Genomic DNA, 21,785 nt, shown 5'->3' with positions numbered 1-21,785 from the left:
AGCCCGACAAACGCAAGAGAATGGCGCAAAATATTTATCCTTAAATGAGGCCAGTATGATTCTTCTTGTTCCAGACTATGTCATAAATTTACGGTAGAAATCAATTTTTTCATGGCGGTTGGAATACCTGCATTGACCGCAGTTTTCGGGTTCATCCAGAAGCCTTGTAACTCAATCGCCAGATGTTCCTGCTGATCTGCATCGACTGCAAAAAACATGGCTTCAAGCTGCCAGGTAAAATGGGTGAAACTGTGGCTGATCTGGACCTTTTGTACGAGATTTTTCAGACCCAGTTGCTGGCACAGTTGTTCAAATGCATGAGTGTCTTCAATAATTGGCAGAGACCAGAGCCCGCCCCAAAGACCACTATTAGGACGCTGTTGCCATAGCCATTCATCACCTGACTGGATCAACAGCACTTGAGCTGCTTTGACCGGTACCGGCTTTTTGGCTTTTTTAAAGGGCAATTCATTTTCCAGACCCTGTTGATGTGCCTTGCAATGTTGCTGCATTGGACAATACAGGCATAAAGGCTTTTTCGGAGTACAGACGGTTGCACCTAGATCCATAATCGCCTGGGTATAATCATGATTCCGCTCAACCGGGCAAAGCTGTTCAGCAAGCTCCCACAAGGCACGTTCATGTACTGGTTTAGACAGATCATCTTCGATCGCAAAAAACCGAGCCAGCACGCGTTTGACATTGCCATCCATGATCACGCCGTACTGACGTAAACCCAAAGACATTAAAGCCCCCGCGGTTGAGCGGCCAATGCCGGGCAGGGCAATCCATTCTTCCAAGCTATTCGGGAAATGCCCCTGCCTTGCTACAATACCGGCTGCCTTATGCAAATTTCGGGCACGAGCATAATAGCCCAGCCCCGCCCAATAGGGTGCGACTTCATCCCAAGAAGCTGTACCTAAGTCCTGTACCGTCGGAAAACGCTGAATAAACCGCTCAAAATATTGCAGCACGGTTTTGACCTGAGTCTGCTGTAGCATGATTTCAGAGACCCAGACCTTATAGGGATCATCAGCCACTTGCCACGGCAAATCATGGCGGCCATGCACATCAAACCATTCTAAAAGGGCATCTGAAAATACAAACATGAAGATAGAACAAACTGGAAAACGAGGTCTAGTATAACTGAAGAGACCCAGCGAAAAGATGAAAAGTCTGCTAAAACAGTGAGACTAAAAAAGAGTAAAAATGAATAAATGGAAGGAACAAGTGAACACTTCGAAAAGCATTCACTCGGCAAAAAATTAAATTCTTATTCTTCAATGCCCCAGCGTGCATCCAGCTTTAATACCTTGCCTTCATAACGCGGGATTATATGAATGTGTAAATGTTCTGATTTTTCCTGAAATACTTCGCCATCATTAAACCCCACATGAAAACCGGAAGGCTGATAGCGTAATTGCAGTTCATTACGAGCCTGTTCAAGTAAGGACATCATACTTTTACGTTCTTTATCTGTGATTTCAAAAAATGACGCCACATGACGTAATGGAGTAACTACATAATGTCCTTTGGACAGCGAGTTGGGTTCAGGTAACACGACAGCAAAATCATTTTTAGCCAGAATATCGTATTCGTCAAAATTACAGTACGGGCAGTTATTTTCAGTCATGATATTGGCTCCTTTCATTGAATTTATTTTTTTCATGTATGACCCAGCTCGATCATGAGCCGGATCAATTTATCTGTTATTAGGCGAGTTGTCGTGCCAGTAATTCATACATGGCAGCCAAACTTTGTTTCTCTGCTTCAGCATTGTAGCCCAGATCGACACCATTGGCCTTGGCGCGCTCATCCGCAAGCGGGTTACTGAATCCATGCTTGGCATTTTCAAATACAATCACATTATGCTCGACCTTAGCCGCCTGCATTTCTTCTTTAAAGCTGGCGACATCATCCAGGCTCACCATACTGTCCTTTTCGCCATGTAGGACCAGAATTTCTGCCTGTACCTGGCCTTCCTGTGCAGGTGCTTTAGGAGACAGGTTGGCATGGAAAGTAGCCACAGCTTTTAACGGTGCATTTGAGCGAGCCAGATCCAGAGCCACTTTACCACCGTAGCAGAAACCAATCGCAGCCAGTTTTTCCGGATTGACTTCATCTTGTGCAGCCAGTGTATCCAGTGCTGCTTTTGCACGGTTCACAATAGTGTCTGGATCTTCAAAAGTCTGCATCATCCATTGATAGGCCTGATCAGAGCTGGTGGTCACTTTCTTGTCACCATACATATCAATTGCCAGCGCGGCATACCCATGTTCCGCCAGTTCACGGGCACGCTGTTCAGTATAGTCATTGCGGCCCCACCATTCGGGTGCCACGATAACACCTGCTACAGGTGCATCAGTTTCTGGTGCGGCAAAATAACCAATCAAAGTGCTGCCATCCTGCGCAGTATATTGAATTTCGCGGGTCTTGATTGCTGCCATGCTGAAGTCCTCTATTGTTGTTGAATATTTTGATTAAACTATAAAATAGCAAAACTGCTATGAATATACATGAAAAGCTCCAACTAATTCGTTTCTCATCAGTACAAAAAAAGAGAGGTAAATAATTTGCCTCTCTTTTTAGTTTTTACAATTAAAGGAATTTTTATTTAATAATTTCCAGTAATTCGATATCAAAAATCAGGGTACTATTTGGTTCAATTATATCTCCCGAACCAATCTGTCCATAGGCCAGATCAGCAGGGATAAAGAAGCGGTACTTGGCACCGACTTTCATGAGCTGTAAGCCTTCTGTCCAGCCAGTAATCACTTGGGTGGTACGGAAATCGACTGGCTGCTGGCGGGCAATCGAACTGTCAAAAACGGTACCATCAATCAGGCGACCTTCATAATGGACACGGACATTACTGTTAGCGCTTGGTGATTTCCCTTTACCTTCTTTCAGCACCAGGTATTGCAGACCAGATTTGGTGGTTTTAATGCCGGGCTTTTTGGCATTTTCCTGCAAGAATGCTTTACCAGCTTTGGCATTTTCTTCAGCTTTGTGTTTCAGTACAATCAGTTCTTTGGCATCACTTTGACGTTTATACTGAGTCAGCACTTGGGTCATTTCTTCATCGCTTAAACTGGATTGTTGTCCAGCAGCGGCTGTCTTTAAGCCCTGGCTAAATGCATCTAAATCAAGATCCTTTAAAGTGTCAGCATTACTACGACCCATCAGATAACCAAAGCTGTAGCCAATCTTCTCAGCTTCACTACTTATATTATTGATCTCTTTAGCAAAAAGGCTGCCTGAACTGAGCAGCAAAACCATTAAACTGATTTGTATTTTCATTATCAATTCTCAAAAATAAAGGAGAGCTGATCGCTCTCCCTATTTGTATTATTTTACTTCGATTAATTCCACATCAAAAATCAAAGTGCTATGCGGAGGAATCGTACCAGGGACACCCTGTTCACCATAACCCAGATTTGACGGAATATATAGAGTTGCCTTACCGCCTTCTTTCATCAGCTGCAGACCTTCAGTCCAGCCTGGAATGACTTGATTTAATGGAAACTCGATCGGTTCACCGCGTTCTACTGAACTGTCAAATACAGTGCCATCTACCAGTTTACCAGTGTAATGTACTTTCACAATTGAAGAAGCTTTTGGCTGTTTACCTGTACCTTCTTTGGTGACTTGGTACTGTAAGCCGGAAGCAGTTGTTTTAATACCTGCTTTTTTCGCATTTTCAGTCAGGAAAGTATCACTTGAAGCTTGAGCCTGTTTTGCACTATCAAGCTGCTTTTGTTGCATTTCTTTCTGGAACTGCTCATAAGCTGCCTGTAATTCTTCTTCCGTATAGGCAGGTGCAGAACGCGCATGTCCTTCACGTACACCAGTCACAAAACTGTTGATATCTAGCTCAGGAGGAGTCTGATGCGCCACTTCATAACCGAGTGCATAGCTGATTTTAGAGACAGCAGAGGCATCTTTAGATGCTTTTGTAGTTTGAGTAGCAGGGTTTTGAGTTGCATAGTAAACAGGTACTAGCGCGGCACCGCCTAAAAGAACAGCGACGGCAATCGGTAAGGCCTTACTCATGTATTTGTCCAATCTAATGTTATCGTTGAGGTTCAGTCCATCTTAGCAGAAAATTTTAAGAAATCTTGTAGAACGGGTGGTTTTTTAGCAAGTGAATACCTGCATTTGGTACGGTACAAAAAAGAAAAAACCAGCAATGATTGCTGGTTTTTTTTGGGAGCTATCAGATTAGCTGGTTTTGGCTTTCGGCTTATAACTATACGTATAATCATAGCTATAGCTGCCACCTGCTGAACGCTGGATATCATTCAGGATCAGACCATTGACAGTACTACCAGCCTGTTTAAAGCGGTTTACTGTAAGTGCCAGTTCCTTCATCTGGGTTTTTGCATAGCGTGCTACAACCAGATTGAGTCCGACATATCGGGATACAATGATCGCATCCGTAACAGCCAGTACCGGTGGAGTATCAATAATGATATGGTCATAGTGTGGAATCAGTTTTTGCAACAATTCCTGGAAGCGTTCTGAATTCAGAAGCTCGGCTGGATTAGTTGCATTTTCACCACAGCTAATGACATTTAAGTTCGGCACATTGGTGGTTTGTACCACTTTATCCAAAGACACATGCTCATTCAGATATTCAGTTAATCCATACTGGTTATCCAGATTAAAATATTTGTGTATATGGCCACGGCGCAAATCTGCATCAATGATCAGTACACGCTTATTTTTTTCTGCCATGATGACGGCCAGATTGCTGGCAACAAAAGATTTTCCAACTTTTGGTGCTGGCCCTGAAATCATCATGATATTGTTTTTAGCCTGGGTCAGGGCAAAGTGACTCGCTGTACGAATGCTTCTTAAACTTTCAACTGCCATATCATCACTGTGTTTCAGTGCCAATAAGAAAGGCATTTTTTTCTTTTTCAGTAATTTCAGACCAGGTTTCTGAACAGTAGAATGAGCAATATTGGCATAGACTGGAAGATCCAGCTGGTATTCGATCTGACTGCTATCTTTCACCCCAGAACGTAGCATATTACGGAACAATGCCACCAATATGCCCAGGAAAATACCGAAACAGAAGGTTAAAAATAAAATCAGAGGCTGCTTTTGTTGAATCTGGTCAACTGGCTCAAGTGCGGTATCAATAATATGAACATTACCGCTTTCACCCGCTTTAGCAACACGCAGTTGTTGATAAGAATTTACCAGATTGGTGTACAGTTGCTGTTTCACTTCAACGTCACGAGACAGTTGTAAATACTGGCGTTGAATCTCTGGAATATTTTTAAGTGTTGAATTCAATTCACGAATCTTGCCATTCACTACGCGAAGTTGGGCTGTAATTTCACGCATGGCTGGATGGGCAGCTGCATACTTGGCACCTATTTCCGCCTGTCTCTGTTCAAGTAGGGCTCTTTGTGATTCTAAATTAACACTTTGATTTAAATATAATTCTGACTCTCTGGTGATATCAACAGTATTATATTTTTGGCGGAAGCGATTGAAGGCAAATTCTGCATCATCAAGCTGTTTCCTTAAATCCGGCAATTGTTCATCCAGGAAAGCCAGTGTTCGTGCGGTATCTGTTGAACGGCGTGTAATATTATGCTGGCTGTAAACTGCTAAAATCGTATTCAGGACTTTAGTAATGTGCTGTTTATCTTGACCCTGATAGCGAAGTTGTAGAACACCGCTCAGATCACCTTTTTCTGTAATTGTATAATTGGCAAGAATAGAATCGATCGCCGCAGGCAATGAGAGCTTTTTCAACTGATAGCTGTTATCGAGATTATCTTGAGTAAAGATAGCAATTTTCCAGTCGCCCTGTGCAGCTTTAGCCTCAACCGGCTGGTTCAGTGCGCCTTGAAAAACAATTTCTTCGGTCAGTGGATTGATCAGGCTAAAGCTCTGTTGTTGAAATTTCAGCAGCAGATTTTTATCCAGATAGGCTACAGGAACGTCAAACTGGCGGATATCAAAGCTTTTTTGGCCATCTTTAAAGCGCACAGTTTCGGTCTGATATTCAGTTTGAGAAGTTCTGCCTTGAATCAAACGGTTGATAAAAGAGTCTTCAGTGCTGGCAATATGCAGATCCAGATTTAAACGGTCAATTACGGATTCGAGAATCGTGCGTGATTTTAAAACCTCAATCTCGGCATTGGATGAAGACATCTGACTCACAATGCTGGACAGACTGCCAAGTAAAGCAGCTGATGAGCCTCTACTTTCTTCGACCTGGACGATTGCATCAACCTTATAGTTAATTGCTGCGGTACGTAGGTAAAGCAGCACTACAATCAGGCTGAGCAAACCACATAGCAGGATGAGCTTCCATTGCGCGAGCAGGGAAAAGAACACCCCTTTTAGGTCAATCATATTATCGGTATTGTTATTTTTGTTCATAATTTTACTATCTAAAAGTTTAAAAGTGATTTTTCCAGTCGCTGATGCTGTTTTGAATTAATTCAAAACAGCATCAGCGACTTGCTGCCACTGCGAGAAAGGATCCTCAATATTCTGTTTTTTTATCCTCTCTTGGGATGTCTAGTCTGCTAAAGACCAGACATTCTGATTCTGATCAGAATAATGTTGTCTTTCATCTAATCTGTTTCATATCTGGTTTTCGGGCACCATGGAGTTGCAGGTGAAGTCCATGGAGGAATTAAAAATTGTTTTTTTATTACGACTAACAGTCATTATTTAAATGACCCAGCCTTATAGATTTAATCTGAAAGTACGGGTAGATCTTATAAATAAATGTTTAGTCACTGATTGATAATCAACATGCCCAAAACAGGTTGCTAAAAGATTTTTAATTTTCATACTTTCACCTATCGTATAGCTGAGCCAGCGACATATGAAAATGGAAGAATCTGGCTCACTACGCGTTCCCAGCGTGTCAGACCGGTAGCATCAACATAGACAATATCGTTACTATTCATCTTGAACTGTTTAGCCAGACCAAAATCTCCCAGATTTTTTAAACTTAAGTGATAGATTTCAGTCATCTTGTTGTCAGAATTGCCACGCAAGACATAAATTCGACTCGGATTGGCAGAATATGGATTAATCCCTTCGCTTTCACCCAGTACATCGGCAAGTGTCATGCCCTGGTCACGAATGGGTAATGGTTTATTGGTGCCGGCTTCACCCATGACATAGATTTTCTGGTTTTCCCGAGGACTGATATACAGGGTGTCATTGGGTTGAATCAGTAGCTTGTGTAAGGAATAACCCGCTTTTTCCAAAGCAATCGTGTTCAGATCATAGGTCACACCTTGGCGTACGAGCTGGATTGAAGTGGAATCACCTTGCTCATTAATCCCGCCAGCCAGGCCCAGCGCCGTATACACACTTACCGGCTGATCAGTCAGATAAAATTGTCCAGCTGATTTCACGTTACCTACTACTGAATAACGCTGTCCCTGATAGGAAATTACTCTCACGACCACATCCGGGTTATTCAAATAAGGAATCAACAAACGTCGCACTTCCTGATTCACTTGTGGAAGGGTTTTTCCGGCTGCTTTATAACGATTGATGAATGGAAACTGGATATAACCATTCCGGTCAATCTGATAACCATTGTTATTGTCGCTTGCTGTAGGAACGGCACTAATTTCAGGATAAGCCCATAACTGGAAAGATAAAATATCTCCTGGATTTAAGCGGTAATCCTGCACCTCAGTCTGAAATAGTGGAGCATAATGACTGAGATTATTCGTTTGCGCAGACTGTACTACAGGTAATGTATCCTGAGTCAGTTTCACCAGATTGACTGGAGTTCCCAGTTCAGTTTGATAGATTCCTTCTGTCGGTAAATCATACGTTTGAAAGCCGGATGTTGCTGCACATCCAACCAGAGATAGGCTTAAGGTAAAAGTACCTAAAAGGTGTCTATAGTTCACTTGAAACCCCTTTATTTTTTATATGTTCAGAATTGGTATTTATTAATAATTATTAATTTTTTTGAATTCGGTTTATGTGATTAACGTCTAAAAAATATAATAGATCACATACCTTGTCTATAGCTATTCTTAAGTCAATTTAACAAGTTTGAGCTGAAATTTAACTGTAAGATTGACGAAAATGGACGTGAAACCGTGATTAAATAAGCTATAGAGATATAGTGAATTGCTTAAGATAGCATTAGAATATTAATTGTTTCCAATTGTTATTTTTTAAATAAGTACTATTCTTCAATGATAGAAGGAATTAAGCCCTGAAATTAATATGGAAAAGTATTTTCATATAATTTTTATCTAATCTAGAGGTTTTTTAGATCATTGATTTTTCTTAATATTCAATTATATTTTGAGGAATTTTAAGATACTTTATTTTTATATTAATCAAAATAATCCGTTGTTAATTAAAATAATATTTAATTAGTTTAGGTGATTGTTAAATTAATATTAGTGGAAAATTATCTGAAAACTAAAAGCCTATATAAGATGGATTAAGTTTAAAAAAAATTATCCAGATTTTTAAAATGTAACTACATTTGATGATTAGCTGTTCTATGGGTAGTTTGTGTAATAAAATTAATATATCTTATAGACAAATCAATAAAAACAGACGTGCCTAGACGGCACCAATACATTAAAAATAATTTGTGAAAAGTAAAATAAAAAATATTAAAGGATAATCAAAATGGTGATGAATATATTGGTAACCGGTGGGGCCGGTTTTATTGGATCTGCCGTCATTCGGCATCTCATTAACGAGACTGAACATCATGTATTAAATGTTGATAAGTTAACTTATGCAGGTAATCTGGAGTCACTGATTTCTGTATCGGATCATCCCCGTTATCAATTTGCGCAAACTGATATTTGCGACCATGTATCTTTAACCCGATTATTTTTAGAGTTTCAGCCAGATATTGTTATGCATCTGGCTGCAGAGTCTCATGTAGACCGTTCGATTGATGGTCCGGCAGAATTTATTAATACAAACATTGTGGGAACTTACACTTTATTAGAAGTAGCCCGAAAGTATTGGCAAAATCTATCTACGATTAAAAAGTCTAGATTCAAATTCCATCATATTTCAACGGATGAAGTATATGGAGACTTAGAAGGTACAACAGACTTATTTACTGAAACTACGCCTTATTTACCAAGCTCACCTTATTCAGCGAGTAAAGCCAGTTCGGATCATTTGGTTCGGGCCTGGCATAGAACCTATGGTTTGCCAGTCGTAGTCACGAACTGTTCAAATAATTATGGTCCTTATCACTTTCCTGAAAAGTTAATTCCTTTGATGATCTTAAATGCCCTGGATGGTAAGCCATTGCCGGTTTATGGCAATGGTCAACAGATCCGGGACTGGCTTTTCGTAGAAGATCATGCGCGTGCTTTATATCAGGTTGCCACCGAAGGCACCGTAGGGAAAACCTACAATATCGGGGGGCATAATGAAAAACAGAATATCGAGGTAGTTAAAACCATTTGCAAAATTCTGGATGAGCTCAAACCCCGTCCGGAGGGAAAAACTTATGCAAGCCTCATCACTTTTGTTAACGATCGGCCAGGTCATGATTTACGTTATGCGATTGATGCTTCAAAAATCGAGCGCGAACTAGGCTGGAAGCCACAAGAGTCCTTTGAAACAGGTATCCGGAAAACGGTGCAATGGTATCTGAATAATCTGGAATGGTGTCAGCGTGTTCAGGATGGTTCTTATCAGCGTGAACGTTTAGGGGAGGCAGTATAATGTTAAGAACAACAAAAGGGATTATCTTGGCAGGTGGCTCAGGTACACGTTTGCATCCTATTACCAAAGGAATTTCGAAGCAGTTACTTCCAATTTATGACAAACCAATGGTTTATTACCCCTTATCTGTATTAATGTTGGCCGGTATTCGTGAAGTCCTAGTGATTAGTACACCAGAAGATATTGAAGGGTTTAAGCGCTTATTAGGGGATGGTTCGCAATTTGGCATGGAGCTGAGCTATGCGATTCAGCCTCGTCCTGATGGCCTGGCACAAGCCTTTATCCTGGGTGAAAAATTTATCGGTCAAAGCAATGTATGTCTGGTACTAGGCGATAATATTTTTTATGGCCAAGGTTTTACGCCCATGTTACGTCAGGCGGCAGCACGGCAAAAAGGTGCAACAGTATTTGGCTATCAGGTGAAAGATCCTGAACGCTTTGGCGTCGTAGAATTCGATGAACAGCAACGGGTAATTTCAATCGAAGAAAAGCCCCAAAATCCAAAATCTAACTTTGCGGTGACAGGTTTATATTTTTATGACAATGATGTCATCCAGATTGCCAAACAGGTCAAACCCTCTGAACGGGGTGAGCTGGAAATTACCTCAATTAACCAGGCCTATCTGGAACGTGGTGACCTAAATGTTGAACTGCTGGGACGTGGCTTTGCCTGGTTAGATACAGGTACCCAGGGTAGTTTGCTTGAAGCGGCTCAATTTGTTGAAACCCTCGAAAGACGTCAAGGTTATAAAGTTGCTTGTCTAGAAGAAATCGCCTTGAACAATGGCTGGTTGAGTAAAGAGCAAGTTTTAGCGATTGGTCATACCATGCATAAGAATGGCTACGGTCAATATCTGATTTCTTTGGTGGGGTAATGAGCATGAACTTAATTAAGTGGATTGAATTACCTAACCTGGGAGATCACCGCGGCAGTCTGGTCGTCGCAGAAGCCAATCGGAATATACCCTTCAGTATACAGCGACTTTATTATATTGCTGGCGCTCAACCTGATGTTCCACGCGGATTCCATGCACACAAGCAACTTCGACAGATTGCTTTTGGAATTCAAGGTAGCTGTAAAATGCTGATGGATAATGGCAGAGAAAAACAGGAAGTTTTAATTGCTCAATCTAATAAGGGATTATTGATCCCACCTATGGTTTGGCATGAGATGCATGATTTTTCAGAAGATTGCATCCTATTGGTACTGGCAAGTGATTACTATGATGAAAGTGATTACATTCGTAATTACGACCAGTTCCTAAAAGAAGTAGATCAGACTTTGATTGAGCAGATCACTAAATAATAAAATTAATTCATTAGAATGAAGGCCTTGCAAAAGAAGAAGCTTCAGAAGATAGAATTGTAAAAATAATAATAAATATTAAGGAGATATATGACGTGATTAAGCCGCTTACATCATTGCGTATGTTTTTCGCACTTTTTGTTTTTCTGAGTCATTTGGCTTTTCTAAAAGAAACAGACTATGCCAATATTTTTAATAGTATTTTTGACGAAGGCTTTTTAGGGGTCAGCTTTTTCTTCATTTTGAGTGGATTTATCTTAGCCTACAATTATAAAGAAAAGTTTTTAATCGGAAATATTTCGAAAAGAGAATTTTATATTTCTCGTTTAGCCAGAATATATCCCGTACATATTGCCACAACAGCACTGGTATTTTTATTGACTTTTGCTCAGTCTGGCAAGGGTTGGGAATATTTAATACAGCATGTTTTTCTGATACAAAGCTTTTTTACTTCAGAAGAGATCCATTTCTCATTGAATTCTCCTTCCTGGAGCATCTCTGATGAAATGTTCTTCTACCTGCTGTTTCCATTTGCATTTTTGATTTCTGAAAAAATCAGAAGTTATATTTTTATATTATATCTTATAAGTATTTTGATTCTAAATATTCAGCTCGATAAAAATCAGGATCACTATTGGTTATATATTTCACCATATGTACGTTTTTCTGACTTCTTACTCGGTATTATCCTGTTTGATATTTTTGAAAAAGTAAAAGTGGGCTATTCCAAAATTAAGCAACCTATAGTTATATTTGAATTAGGGGCTATTTTACTTTTTATTTTATTCTTTATATTTCATAATAAAATAGATATAAGTTACAGGTATTCAATTTACTACTGGGTGCCTATGGCAGCAATTATTTTAACTTTTGCACTGTCTCATGTTGCTCAGAACAAAAGTATAATCACCCAGTTTTTATCAAATAAATACATGGTGTTAGCAGGAGAAATCAGTTTTTCCTTTTACTTGCTGCATGTTCTGGAAATACAAATTTTAAATTATATAAGAAAAATATTTTCATTGAATATGGACTTAATGCTGTTTTCCTTTTTTATATTTATTGCCACTCTAATCGCTAGCTTTTTAATGTATAGATTTATTGAAAAACCGCTAAATAAGAAAGTAAAACAATTTTTATTGGAGCCAAGCTTTAAATCTAAAGGTTATGAACTGAATAAATAGGATTGTATTTAAATACTATAGGTATATTAATTTTAATTAATATGAGACTAAAAATAAATATAAATTTTTATATGAGAGTGATAAAAATGATTCCTTTTCTTGATCTGAAAGCGATAAATACTCAATACCGTGATCAACTGATTGCAGCTTGCACTCAGGTAATCGACTCTGGTTGGTATATCTGTGGCAAAGAATTAGAAGAATTTGAGCATAATTTTGCAAATTATTGTGGAACACGATATGCCATAGGTGTTGCTAATGGCTTGGATGCTCTTATTTTAACGCTACGCGCATGGAAAGAATTAGGAAAACTCCATGAAGGAGATGAGGTTATTGTCCCTTCAAATACCTATATTGCAAGTATCTTAGCAATTTCACAGAATAATCTGAAACCGGTACTGGTTGAACCGGATATAACGACTTTTAATATTGATAACAAGAAAATTGAAGCAGCCATAACTCCAAAAACAAAGGTAATTTTGCCTGTGCATTTATATGGACAACTTGCGGCAATGCCAGAAATTATGGCCATTGCCAAAAAATATAACTTGCTGGTTTTAGAAGATTCGGCCCAGAGTCATGGTGCTGAAATAAATGGTCAAAAAGCAGGAAATTGGGGAGATGCTGCAGGTTTCAGTTTTTATCCTGGTAAAAACTTAGGCGCACTTGGTGATGGAGGAGCAATTACTACCAATGATACTGAGTTAGCGCATATGCTTAAAGCTATACGTAATTATGGTTCACATGAAAAATATAAAAACCTGGTACCGGGTGTAAATAGTCGTCTTGATGAAATTCAAGCTGCAATCCTGAATGTGAAACTTAAATTTTTAGATCAGGAGAATCAGCATCGTCGGCATATTGCAGATCTATATTTAAAAGAAATTCACAATCCAGCAATTGAGCTATCGTGCAAAAATAGAGATACCGAAACTGATACCCAACATGTCTGGCATTTATTTGTGATCCGAACAAAATATCGGGAAAAATTACAACAATATTTAGCAGAAAACGGGGTACAGACACTCATTCATTATCCAATTCCGCCTCATCAGCAGCAGGCTTATAAGGAATGGAATGGCTTAAGTTTTCCAGTTTCAGAACAGATTCATGCTGAGGTCCTAAGCTTACCGATTGGACCCACTTTATCTATGGATGAAGCAAAGCAGGTTGTTCAGTTATGTAATGGTTTTCAGGCATAGATGAATCTATTTAGGACCAGTGTACTGAATGGTGTAGCCGTTTTGATTAAAACCATCACCATGTTTGTACTAAATAAAATTCTGGCTGTATATCTAGGACCCACTGGATATGCAGCGATCGGCCAATTTCAGAATTTTATTCAAATGGTGACGACCTTTGCTGGTAGTGCGATTAATACCGCAGTAGTTAAATATACGGCTGAATATCATGAAGATGAGACTAAACAACGAGCAGTCTGGAAAACAGCAGGAAGTATTGTTTTTCTATTTAGTTTCGTTTTTGCGATTCTCATACTTATTTTTCAAAAGCAGCTGGCATTATATATATTTCAATCACTTAAGTACCAAACGATTTTTATCTGGTTTGCTGTTTTTTTAATATTTTTCAATTTCAATACGCTATTTTTAGCCATATTGAATGGAAAAAAAGAAATTTTAAAGCTGGTGCTTGCAAATATTGCCGGTAGTTTATTTGCACTTGCAATCACTGGTGTTTTGGCAATCAAGCTGCAGTTATATGGGGCTTTAATTGCATTATCCATCTATCAGTCAATTGCATTTATAGTGACATTAATACTCTGTCATAGAGCAGACTGGTTTGAGTTTTCCTCCCTATTAGGAAAAATAGACATAGGAATTACCAAAAAATTTGCTTCGTTTATTCTTATGGCACTAGTCAGTGCAATCTGTGTGCCGCTATCGCACATGTTAATTCGAGCCTACTTAACCCAAGAATTTAGTTTGGCTTATGCGGGTTATTGGGAAGCGATGATTCGTCTAAGCACAGTATATCTTTTGCTTGTAACCACTACATTAGGCGTGTATTACTTGCCGCGCTTATCAGAACTAAGTGCAATTGATGAAATTAAGAAAGAGGTCTATTTAGGTTATAAGTTTATTTTTCCACTTGCTGTGGTAGGCGGAATTTGTGTTTTCATACTACGTGATTGGATTATCAACTTATTATTTAGTCCATCTTTTGCCCCTATGCAGGATTTATTTCTTTGGCAAATGATGGGAGATGCCTTGAAGATAGGAAGCTGGATACTGGCTTATTTAATGCTCAGCAAAGCAATGACTAAACTCTATATTTGTACAGAGATTATATTTACAGTGTCTCTCATTGCTTTAACTTATATATGTACTCAAGTATTTGGTTTCGAAGGTGTTTCTATTGCTCATCTCATAAATTATGGGCTGTATTGGATCGTAATCAGTTTATTTATATTTAAACAATTAAAATAAAGAGGGAATAATATGATGATAAGTGAACAACCCTTAGTCTCTATAGTTATACCAAGTTATAATCATGAAAGGTTTATACGTGATAGCATCAAGAGTGTTATTGACCAGTCTTATCAGAATATTGAGTTAATTATTATTGATGATGGATCTACAGATGCTTCAGTAGAAAAAATACAAGAATTAATTTCATTATGTGAAAAACGGTTTACCCGATTTGAGTTTAGACATCGTCCAAATAAGGGCTTGAGCGCGACTCTAAATGAAGCATTAGAATGGGCACAGGGGGAATATTTTTCTTCTCTAGCCTCCGATGATATAATCTTAAAAGGTAAAATAAAAATACAAACTAAATTTCTAAGCCAGAATAAGAACTGTATAGCTGTATTTGGAGGAGTATCAATTATTGATAATGGTTCTAATCTTGTGAAAAATAGAGTTAAAAAAAGAAAAAGTTATACCTTTGACCAGATTTTATTGTTAGAACATGATTTGCCGGCTACTACACAACTTATTCGTACTCAAGCTTTAAAAAAAATAGGTGGCTACAATGCAGAAGTGCAAATAGAAGACTGGTATATGTGGCTGCTTTTAGCGCAAGCAGGGGAGTTATGCTATCTTCCTGTGCTTTTTGCAAAATATAGGTTGCATGACAATAATATGCATAAGCAAACGACTCTTATGCACGATTCAAGAATGATGATTCTAAGTGAATATCAGAATCATATTTTATTTAATAAAGCAAAAAAGAGAGCTTTGTGGATTAATGCATTTGAACTAGGGCTATTATCTAAAAAGAAATCATTAGAAAAGATGATAAAAATTTTAAAAGAATATCCTTCAGAAATTTTAACATATGATTTTTTTAGATTTTTTTATTGGCTACTAATTAAAAAAGATTTTTAATAATTAAAAAAATTTATATAAACAACTATATTTTAACTTTATTTAAAAAATAATTTAGTTAGTAATATAAAAATATTAATCATTTCTTTTGCTGATTCTAGGCATTAGATAATAATAAAAGGAATGGATAATGATTATTTTAAATGAAAGTAATTCAAAAAATAACATTATTTTTTTAGATGATATTAATTTAAAAGATAAAGTGGTTATATACTTTATCTTGCTATCATTTTTCTTATCTCAGTTTTATTTTTGGTCCAGTGGGGTTCCACAATTTAGTCACCTTTTTATTATGGCGGCTATATTTTTATTATTCAGCCGTAGCTCAAAAATAACCATCGAATACTCAAGTGTAGCTTTAATCTTTGTCGCATATACAATTTGTGTAAATTTTGCTTGGTATTTGATTGTTCTAGATCCCAGTTATATGGTTTCTACCATTTACTGGATCTTTAACTTGTTGTTTTTTTTATTATTAATGAATTTGAGTTCCTCTCAAGTTAACTTTTTTTATGAAAAAATACTGTTTCTTATTCCATTTTCCTATGTAATAGAAATTGCGATCTGGGCAAGTGGATTAGGTCGTTACAATTTTGAACCACGATACAATGGTCTTTTTAATGATCCCAATCAGATGGCATTTTGGGTTTTAACTACCTGTGCTATTTTTTTATATATTTCTGAAAGTAATTTAAAAAAGATAATCGTTTATTTTTTAGCTTTATTCTTAATTCTATTGACCATGTCAAGATCTGCTTCAATTGGTTTTTTAATGCTTACTTTAGGATTTATATTTAGTCAAAAAGGGGATCTGAATAAAAGAATATTTGTATTTTTTGGCATATTAGTCATTTTTAGTACCCTCAGTTACTTTTTATATCATTTAGGGGCTTTTGATAGTGTTGTTCTGCGTTTTGTCGAAGGCCTGGATCAAAAAGATAGTCAGGCAGAAGGACGAGGTCTTTTTAACTTCCTTGAATATCCTCAATATTTAATTTTTGGTGCTGGCCAAGGTGCACACTGGTTATATAATCCAAAAGGAAACGAAATTCATTCAACCTGGTTAGGTATCCTTTTTTATTATGGGATCGTCGGTATCTCTTTATTTTTAATCTTTTTATATCAAATATTTAAAAAATTATCATTTTCAAACAAGCTGATATTCTTGGGGCCGATGCTATATGGGTTTACAACTTATAGCGCAAGAACACTCATTTTTTGGTTTTTATTGGCCGCTTTTTTACTATTTTCAAATAATAATAAGGAAGAATAACTATGTATATTTCTATAGGAATACCATTTTTTAATGCTGAAAAATATTTAGAAGATGCGATTAAATCGGTATTAGCGCAAACTTTTCAAAATTGGGAATTAATTCTGGTAGATGATGGGTCAACAGACCGATCATTAGAAATTGCGCGCTCATTTAATGATCCGAGAATCCGTATCATAGCTGATGGGCATAATAGAAGATTACCCTACCGCTTAAATCAGATTATCAATGAAGCAAAGTATGATTTTATTGCACGTATGGATGCCGATGATTTAATGGCAGTCGATCGTCTTGAAAAACAGATTAAAGTACTAAATGAAAATCCAGATATTGATCTTGTAGTCACCAGCTTATATTCAATTGGAGACAAGAATGAAATTTTAGGAAAGAGAATCTATTCTAATCATCAAATGCAGCCCAAAGAAATTTTGCAAGGTGTTACTAATATACTGCATCCCTCATTACTTGCCCGAAAGGAGTGGTGTAAAAGGAACCCTTATCAAGTCGATAATTGCTTAGCTGAAGATTATGAACTATGGCTTTCAGCTGCGATAAAAAATGATTTTAATTACGTCGTTTTACAGGAACCTTTATATTTTTATAGAGAAGTTGAAAATGTAAAAAAAGAAAAAATGATCCGTGGTTATAATACCCAGATCGGAGTAATCAATAAATATTATAATAGTACTATTTCCGATCTTGAAAAAAATAAGATTGTTTTAAAGTTTGAAATTAAAAAAATTATTGTAAAAGTACTAAATTTTTTGAACTTAATGCAGATACTACATAAGCGTAGAGTTACATCAGTCTCTGACTCCGATAAAAATTTTTATGCTGCACAATTAGAACTCATAGAGCGTATAAAGCCATGATCTCTAAAAAAATTATCATCATTGGAACGACTGCCTCTAATCTTTACGGTTTTCGCAAAGATTTCATTTTGTCTTGTCTGGCACAAAATTATCATGTTTATGCCTTTGTATCCGAATATACAAATGAGTGGTTGGCCAAAATTCAAGATTTAGGAGTCACCTTAGTGACATATCAGCTTAGTCGAGGAGGGCTGAATCCCTTGGCTGATCTACGTTCAACTTATCAGCTGGCTAAAAAAATAAAAGAAATTCAACCTGATATTGTATTCTCATATTCAACTAAGCCTGTTATCTATGCAACGCTAGCTGCCTATAAGACTAAAGTGCCTTATATTTATGGCATGATCGAAGGACTAGGCTCACCTTTTACTATTCATAAATATGGCCAAAGCTTAAAGGCTAAATTCATACGTTTTGTGCAGGTGGCACTATATCGGCTTGCATTTCCATATCTAGATAAAATTATTTTTTTAAATCATGATGATCCTAAGGATTTAGTCCATCATTATAATTTGCCTCATAAAAAAAATGCGATTGAAGTCTTGGGACCAATTGGTCTTAATTTACAAGATTATGCTTATACAAAATGGAATAATCAGAACAATATATCATTTATATTTATAGCTCGATTGATCGCTGAAAAGGGAATATTTGAATATATAGAAGCAGCACGAATAGTAAAAAGAAAATATCCTGAAGTTGTGTTTAAAATTATTGGTGGATTAGATCCTGAGAATCCAACTGGCTTAAAGCAAGCTGAATTAGATCAGCTAATACAAACAGGTATTATCGAATATAATGGTTTTGTGACTGATGTAGATCAAAGGCTACGTAATAGCGCGGTTTTTGTATTGCCGTCTTATTATCGAGAGGGGGTGCCCCGTAGTACACAAGAAGCAATGGCTGTAGGACGCCCAGTCATCACTACTGATGTTCCAGGCTGCAATGAGACTGTAGTTGATGGGGTGACAGGTTTCCTAATTCCTAAATGGGATGTAGCTGGATTGGTAGAGAAACTGACTTATTTTATAGAACATCCTGAACAAATAAATAAAATGGGCTATCAAGGATTCCTCTATGCTAGAAAGAATTTTAATGCGGATCATATAAACCATAGACTATTACAAATGATGGGCATTAATAAGTTTTAAAAAAGTAATAGTATTTTTCTTAATAAATAGAAAAATTATATTTGATTTAAAAATAATAATTGGGATATAGATATGGGTATTATAATGAAAGAAGACTTAGGTTTTCAAATACATAAATATGAAGCTTCAGATAAAATAATATGGAATGAGTTTTTATTAAAATGTAAAAATTATCATTTTATGTTTAATCGTGATTTTATGGAATATCATGCTGATCGATTTGAGGATTTCTCACTAATATTTAAAAATGAAAAAGGGAAAATTGTAGCTTTATTGCCTGGAAATATCAAAGATAATATTTTTTATAGTCATCAAGGTTTAACTTTTGGTGGTTTTTTAATTACTAGAGATGTTCATGCAGCTGACATGCTAGAATTATTTAATTTATTAAAAATTTATTTAAAACAAAAAAATATTGATAAGATTATATATAAATGCATTCCTGTTATTTATCATAATTATCCTGCTCAAGAAGACTTGTACGCTTTATTTCGAAATGATGCCAAGCTTTATCGACGAGATATTAGTGTTTCTATTGCTCTAAATGAAGAATATTCATACTCAGAAAGTAAAAGAAGATCAGTCAATAAGCTCAAAAAAAATGGAGTTAGCTGTGAGGAAGTAGATCAACCTAGTATGGTTTGGGGAGTAATCCGGGAAGTACTGCGTCAGCATCATAACCAACAACCTGTACATAATGAAGATGAAATAGATTTATTAAAAAGTCGTTTCCCTAATAATATAAAAGCATATAAATGTTGTCTTGATGGAAATATTGTGGCAGGAGCAGTGACTTTTGAAACTGAAAGAGTAGTTCATACTCAATATTTGGCTAGTAATGATAAAGGTAGGGAGAACAAGGTATTAGATTATCTCATTGATCATTTAATAGACAAAAGTAAGAAAAATGCCAAAATATTTGATTTCGGTACTTCTAATGAAAATGAAGGGAAATACTTAAACATTGGATTGATTGATCAAAAAGAAAGATTTGGTGCGCGTGGTATTGTGCATGATTATTATAGTATAGATTTATGATCACCTAATTTTAACTTGAATTATTCCACCTCATTATTATTAGAGGTGGATTTCTAGTTTTCTTAAATTTTTTTTATCTTATCTGGTTTTATATATTTAAGACGGTTTCAATAGAATAAAAATAACGTTATCTTGATTGTATAATTAATTAGAAATATATTTAATTATAAGCTTAAAATAGTATTTTATTGTGATATAAGACTCATTATTTATAAATAAATTACATTTTGTCACATTTTATTTAGTGTGAGATTTGCTATATTTTAAAAAATTATTTATCTTAATAATGAAATATATTTCATTATTAACTGATCTAGTGTAATTATAAATTATTTATTTTAATTTAATATAAGTGGCTAATATTTATAGAAAAAATATAAACTTAAGTTTTTTATTGGGTGAAATTTAACTAAATTTAGTTAAATATATATTTTAATAAAAATAATAATAATATTTTTAAAAAACTAAAATATGAAATTGGCTAACAATAGTCTCTCTACTTTAATAAAAATACAATTGATATGATGCGTAGATAGACATAGTGAGGTGTTTATTAATGGATCTACAACAAGAAAAAAATAAGATCGAAAACTTTGTAAAAAGCTCTATTACAACACGTAAATCGTTATTTATTGAAAAAGATAATATTTTCTTAAAAAAAAATCTTGTAGAAAAAGAAGGGTATAAGAACCAAATCATTCAATTTTCTCCACGGATAAATAAAGTGGCTAAGCTAGAGAAAAAAAAATCTTGGTATTATCGAGGGAAGAAAGATCTAATTTTAAAAAATTCTTTAACATCTTTTCCTCATCTATATTCTAGTAGTGACCTTTTTAGGAGTGATATAAAAGTTGCTAAGCGATTAATCGATATTATTATTTCGCTTGCTGCTATATTTATATTATTGCCAGTTTTTATCATCATTGCTTATAAAGTACGTAGAAATCTAGGCTCCCCAATTTTCTTTTATCAAGAACGACCTGGTAAAAATGGAAAGCTCTTTAAAATGATTAAGTTTCGCTCTATGAGAAATGCATTTGACCAAGAAGGTAATCCCTTACCAGATAAATTTCGAATTACACCATTCGGTCAAAAACTACGTTCTACCAGCTTAGATGAAATGCCTCAGCTTATAAATGTCTTAAAAGGTGATATGAGTATTGTTGGGCCTAGACCTCAAATGAAAGAATTTCTAGAACATTATACGGCTGAACAAATGCGAAGACATGAGGTAAAACCCGGCATGACAGGGCTTGCCCAAGTCAGTGGGCGTAATAACTTATCTTGGGAAGAAAAATTCGACTTAGATGTTCAATATGTTGAGCAGAATAACATTTGGCTAGATTTTAAAATTATGTTTAAAACAGCTAAGGTGATGTTTAATCAAGAAGGAATTAATGCACCAGATCAAGAAGTTGGTGCTGCACGATTTTGTAGAAAGGAGGTCACTGAAAACCATTTACGTGCAAAAGAAGTGAAATAATTTAATAAAGTTCATTATTACTAAAAAATATTTTTAACTTCTTCTAATTATTTTTTAGAAGATTCCTTTTATTTTAATAAAGGTTTATTATTTTTTTAATTATTTCTGGTTGAAATATATTAATCTTATTATTAGATACTTTTATTAGTTATAGTGGATGTCTAAGAAATTTTTTATAATAGTTGTATATTTAATTTTTTCATATTAGAAATAATCAAGGAAGCTGATAAAAAACTTATCTAATAAAAATTATTCCTTTAAAATAAAATTTATTAATAATTTAATAGATCTCTTTCATAAATCAAAAAACGATCTTCTTTTTGGTTAATATTTGCACTCCGGATTTCTTAGCATTCGTGCATAATCTGCGGATGAAATACATCGATTCAAACAAGCTTTCTGATCCTCAGT

General features: G+C 35.9%; 19 protein-coding genes. 12 read left to right on the top strand and 7 right to left on the bottom strand.

Annotation, left to right across the window (positions count from 1 at the left end):
• Positions 1–80: 80 nt before the first annotated feature.
• The 7 genes from mutY to FTV31_RS09365 all read right to left on the bottom strand — a co-directional run bounded on the left by mutY (position 81) and on the right by FTV31_RS09365 (position 7,910).
• A complete protein-coding gene (mutY, locus tag FTV31_RS09395; RefSeq protein ID WP_218948708.1) occupies positions 81–1,109 on the bottom strand; it encodes an A/G-specific adenine glycosylase in 1,029 nt (342 codons plus the stop codon).
• Between the two features lie 164 nt (positions 1,110–1,273).
• Positions 1,274–1,633: an HIT family protein gene (locus FTV31_RS09390; RefSeq protein ID WP_005233203.1), complete on the bottom strand. Its 360-nt coding sequence runs from the start codon at positions 1,631–1,633 to the stop codon at positions 1,274–1,276.
• Positions 1,634–1,712: 79 nt separating this feature from the next.
• Positions 1,713–2,447 carry a dienelactone hydrolase family protein gene (locus FTV31_RS09385; protein WP_005233204.1) on the bottom strand — a complete coding sequence of 245 codons (735 nt, stop codon included), beginning with the start codon at positions 2,445–2,447 and terminating at the stop codon, positions 1,713–1,715.
• A gap of 163 nt (positions 2,448–2,610) precedes the next feature.
• Complete coding sequence (locus FTV31_RS09380) at positions 2,611–3,300, bottom strand: FKBP-type peptidyl-prolyl cis-trans isomerase (protein WP_180014474.1); 690 nt, start codon at positions 3,298–3,300, stop codon at positions 2,611–2,613.
• A gap of 48 nt (positions 3,301–3,348) precedes the next feature.
• Complete coding sequence (locus tag FTV31_RS09375; protein WP_125279709.1) at positions 3,349–4,053, bottom strand: FKBP-type peptidyl-prolyl cis-trans isomerase; 705 nt, start codon at positions 4,051–4,053, stop codon at positions 3,349–3,351.
• A gap of 168 nt (positions 4,054–4,221) precedes the next feature.
• Positions 4,222–6,405, bottom strand: a complete 2,184-nt coding sequence (locus FTV31_RS09370; protein ID WP_180014472.1) for a polysaccharide biosynthesis tyrosine autokinase — start codon at positions 6,403–6,405, stop codon at positions 4,222–4,224.
• Positions 6,406–6,833: 428 nt separating this feature from the next.
• Positions 6,834–7,910, bottom strand: a complete 1,077-nt coding sequence (locus FTV31_RS09365) for a polysaccharide biosynthesis/export family protein (protein ID WP_180014470.1) — start codon at positions 7,908–7,910, stop codon at positions 6,834–6,836.
• Between the two features lie 748 nt (positions 7,911–8,658).
• Between FTV31_RS09365 and rfbB the strand changes: the two genes are divergently transcribed.
• The 12 genes from rfbB to FTV31_RS09305 all read left to right on the top strand — a co-directional run bounded on the left by rfbB (position 8,659) and on the right by FTV31_RS09305 (position 21,374).
• Entirely contained in the window at positions 8,659–9,717 is a 1,059-nt protein-coding gene (gene rfbB / locus FTV31_RS09360) for a dTDP-glucose 4,6-dehydratase (RefSeq protein ID WP_180014527.1), read from the top strand.
• Positions 9,717–10,592, top strand: coding sequence for a glucose-1-phosphate thymidylyltransferase RfbA (rfbA, locus tag FTV31_RS09355; protein ID WP_104426847.1), 876 nt, complete (start codon positions 9,717–9,719; stop codon positions 10,590–10,592). Before rfbB ends, rfbA begins: the two co-directional genes overlap by 1 nt.
• A 5-nt stretch (positions 10,593–10,597) precedes the next feature.
• Positions 10,598–11,023 carry an FdtA/QdtA family cupin domain-containing protein gene (locus FTV31_RS09350; protein ID WP_180012109.1) on the top strand — a complete coding sequence of 142 codons (426 nt, stop codon included), beginning with the start codon at positions 10,598–10,600 and terminating at the stop codon, positions 11,021–11,023.
• Positions 11,024–11,118: 95 nt separating this feature from the next.
• On the top strand, positions 11,119–12,207 hold the full coding sequence (locus FTV31_RS09345; RefSeq protein WP_180014468.1) for an acyltransferase: 1,089 nt from the start codon (positions 11,119–11,121) through the stop codon (positions 12,205–12,207).
• Between the two features lie 86 nt (positions 12,208–12,293).
• Complete coding sequence (locus FTV31_RS09340) at positions 12,294–13,409, top strand: DegT/DnrJ/EryC1/StrS aminotransferase family protein (protein WP_180014525.1); 1,116 nt, start codon at positions 12,294–12,296, stop codon at positions 13,407–13,409.
• A complete protein-coding gene (locus FTV31_RS09335; protein WP_180014466.1) occupies positions 13,410–14,654 on the top strand; it encodes an O-antigen translocase in 1,245 nt (414 codons plus the stop codon).
• Between the two features lie 15 nt (positions 14,655–14,669).
• Positions 14,670–15,557: a glycosyltransferase gene (locus FTV31_RS09330; RefSeq protein WP_180014523.1), complete on the top strand. Its 888-nt coding sequence runs from the start codon at positions 14,670–14,672 to the stop codon at positions 15,555–15,557.
• A 130-nt stretch (positions 15,558–15,687) separates the two neighbouring features.
• Positions 15,688–16,830 carry an O-antigen ligase gene (locus tag FTV31_RS09325; protein ID WP_180014464.1) on the top strand — a complete coding sequence of 381 codons (1,143 nt, stop codon included), beginning with the start codon at positions 15,688–15,690 and terminating at the stop codon, positions 16,828–16,830.
• Between the two features lie 2 nt (positions 16,831–16,832).
• On the top strand, positions 16,833–17,702 hold the full coding sequence (locus FTV31_RS09320; RefSeq protein ID WP_180014462.1) for a glycosyltransferase family 2 protein: 870 nt from the start codon (positions 16,833–16,835) through the stop codon (positions 17,700–17,702).
• Positions 17,699–18,853, top strand: coding sequence for a glycosyltransferase family 4 protein (locus tag FTV31_RS09315; protein WP_180014460.1), 1,155 nt, complete (start codon positions 17,699–17,701; stop codon positions 18,851–18,853). Before FTV31_RS09320 ends, FTV31_RS09315 begins: the two co-directional genes overlap by 4 nt.
• 84 nt (positions 18,854–18,937) lie before the next feature.
• On the top strand, positions 18,938–19,891 hold the full coding sequence (locus tag FTV31_RS09310; RefSeq protein WP_180014458.1) for a GNAT family N-acetyltransferase: 954 nt from the start codon (positions 18,938–18,940) through the stop codon (positions 19,889–19,891).
• 844 nt (positions 19,892–20,735) lie between these two features.
• The gene (locus FTV31_RS09305) at positions 20,736–21,374 is read left to right on the top strand and encodes a sugar transferase (protein WP_180014521.1); all 639 of its coding nucleotides are present in this window, start codon (positions 20,736–20,738) and stop codon (positions 21,372–21,374) included.
• Positions 21,375–21,785 lie beyond the last annotated feature (411 nt).

The organism is Acinetobacter sp. YH16031, from assembly GCF_013417335.1.
Lineage (GTDB): Bacteria > Pseudomonadota > Gammaproteobacteria > Pseudomonadales > Moraxellaceae > Acinetobacter.
This window is presented reverse-complemented; position numbering and strand designations above follow the sequence as displayed.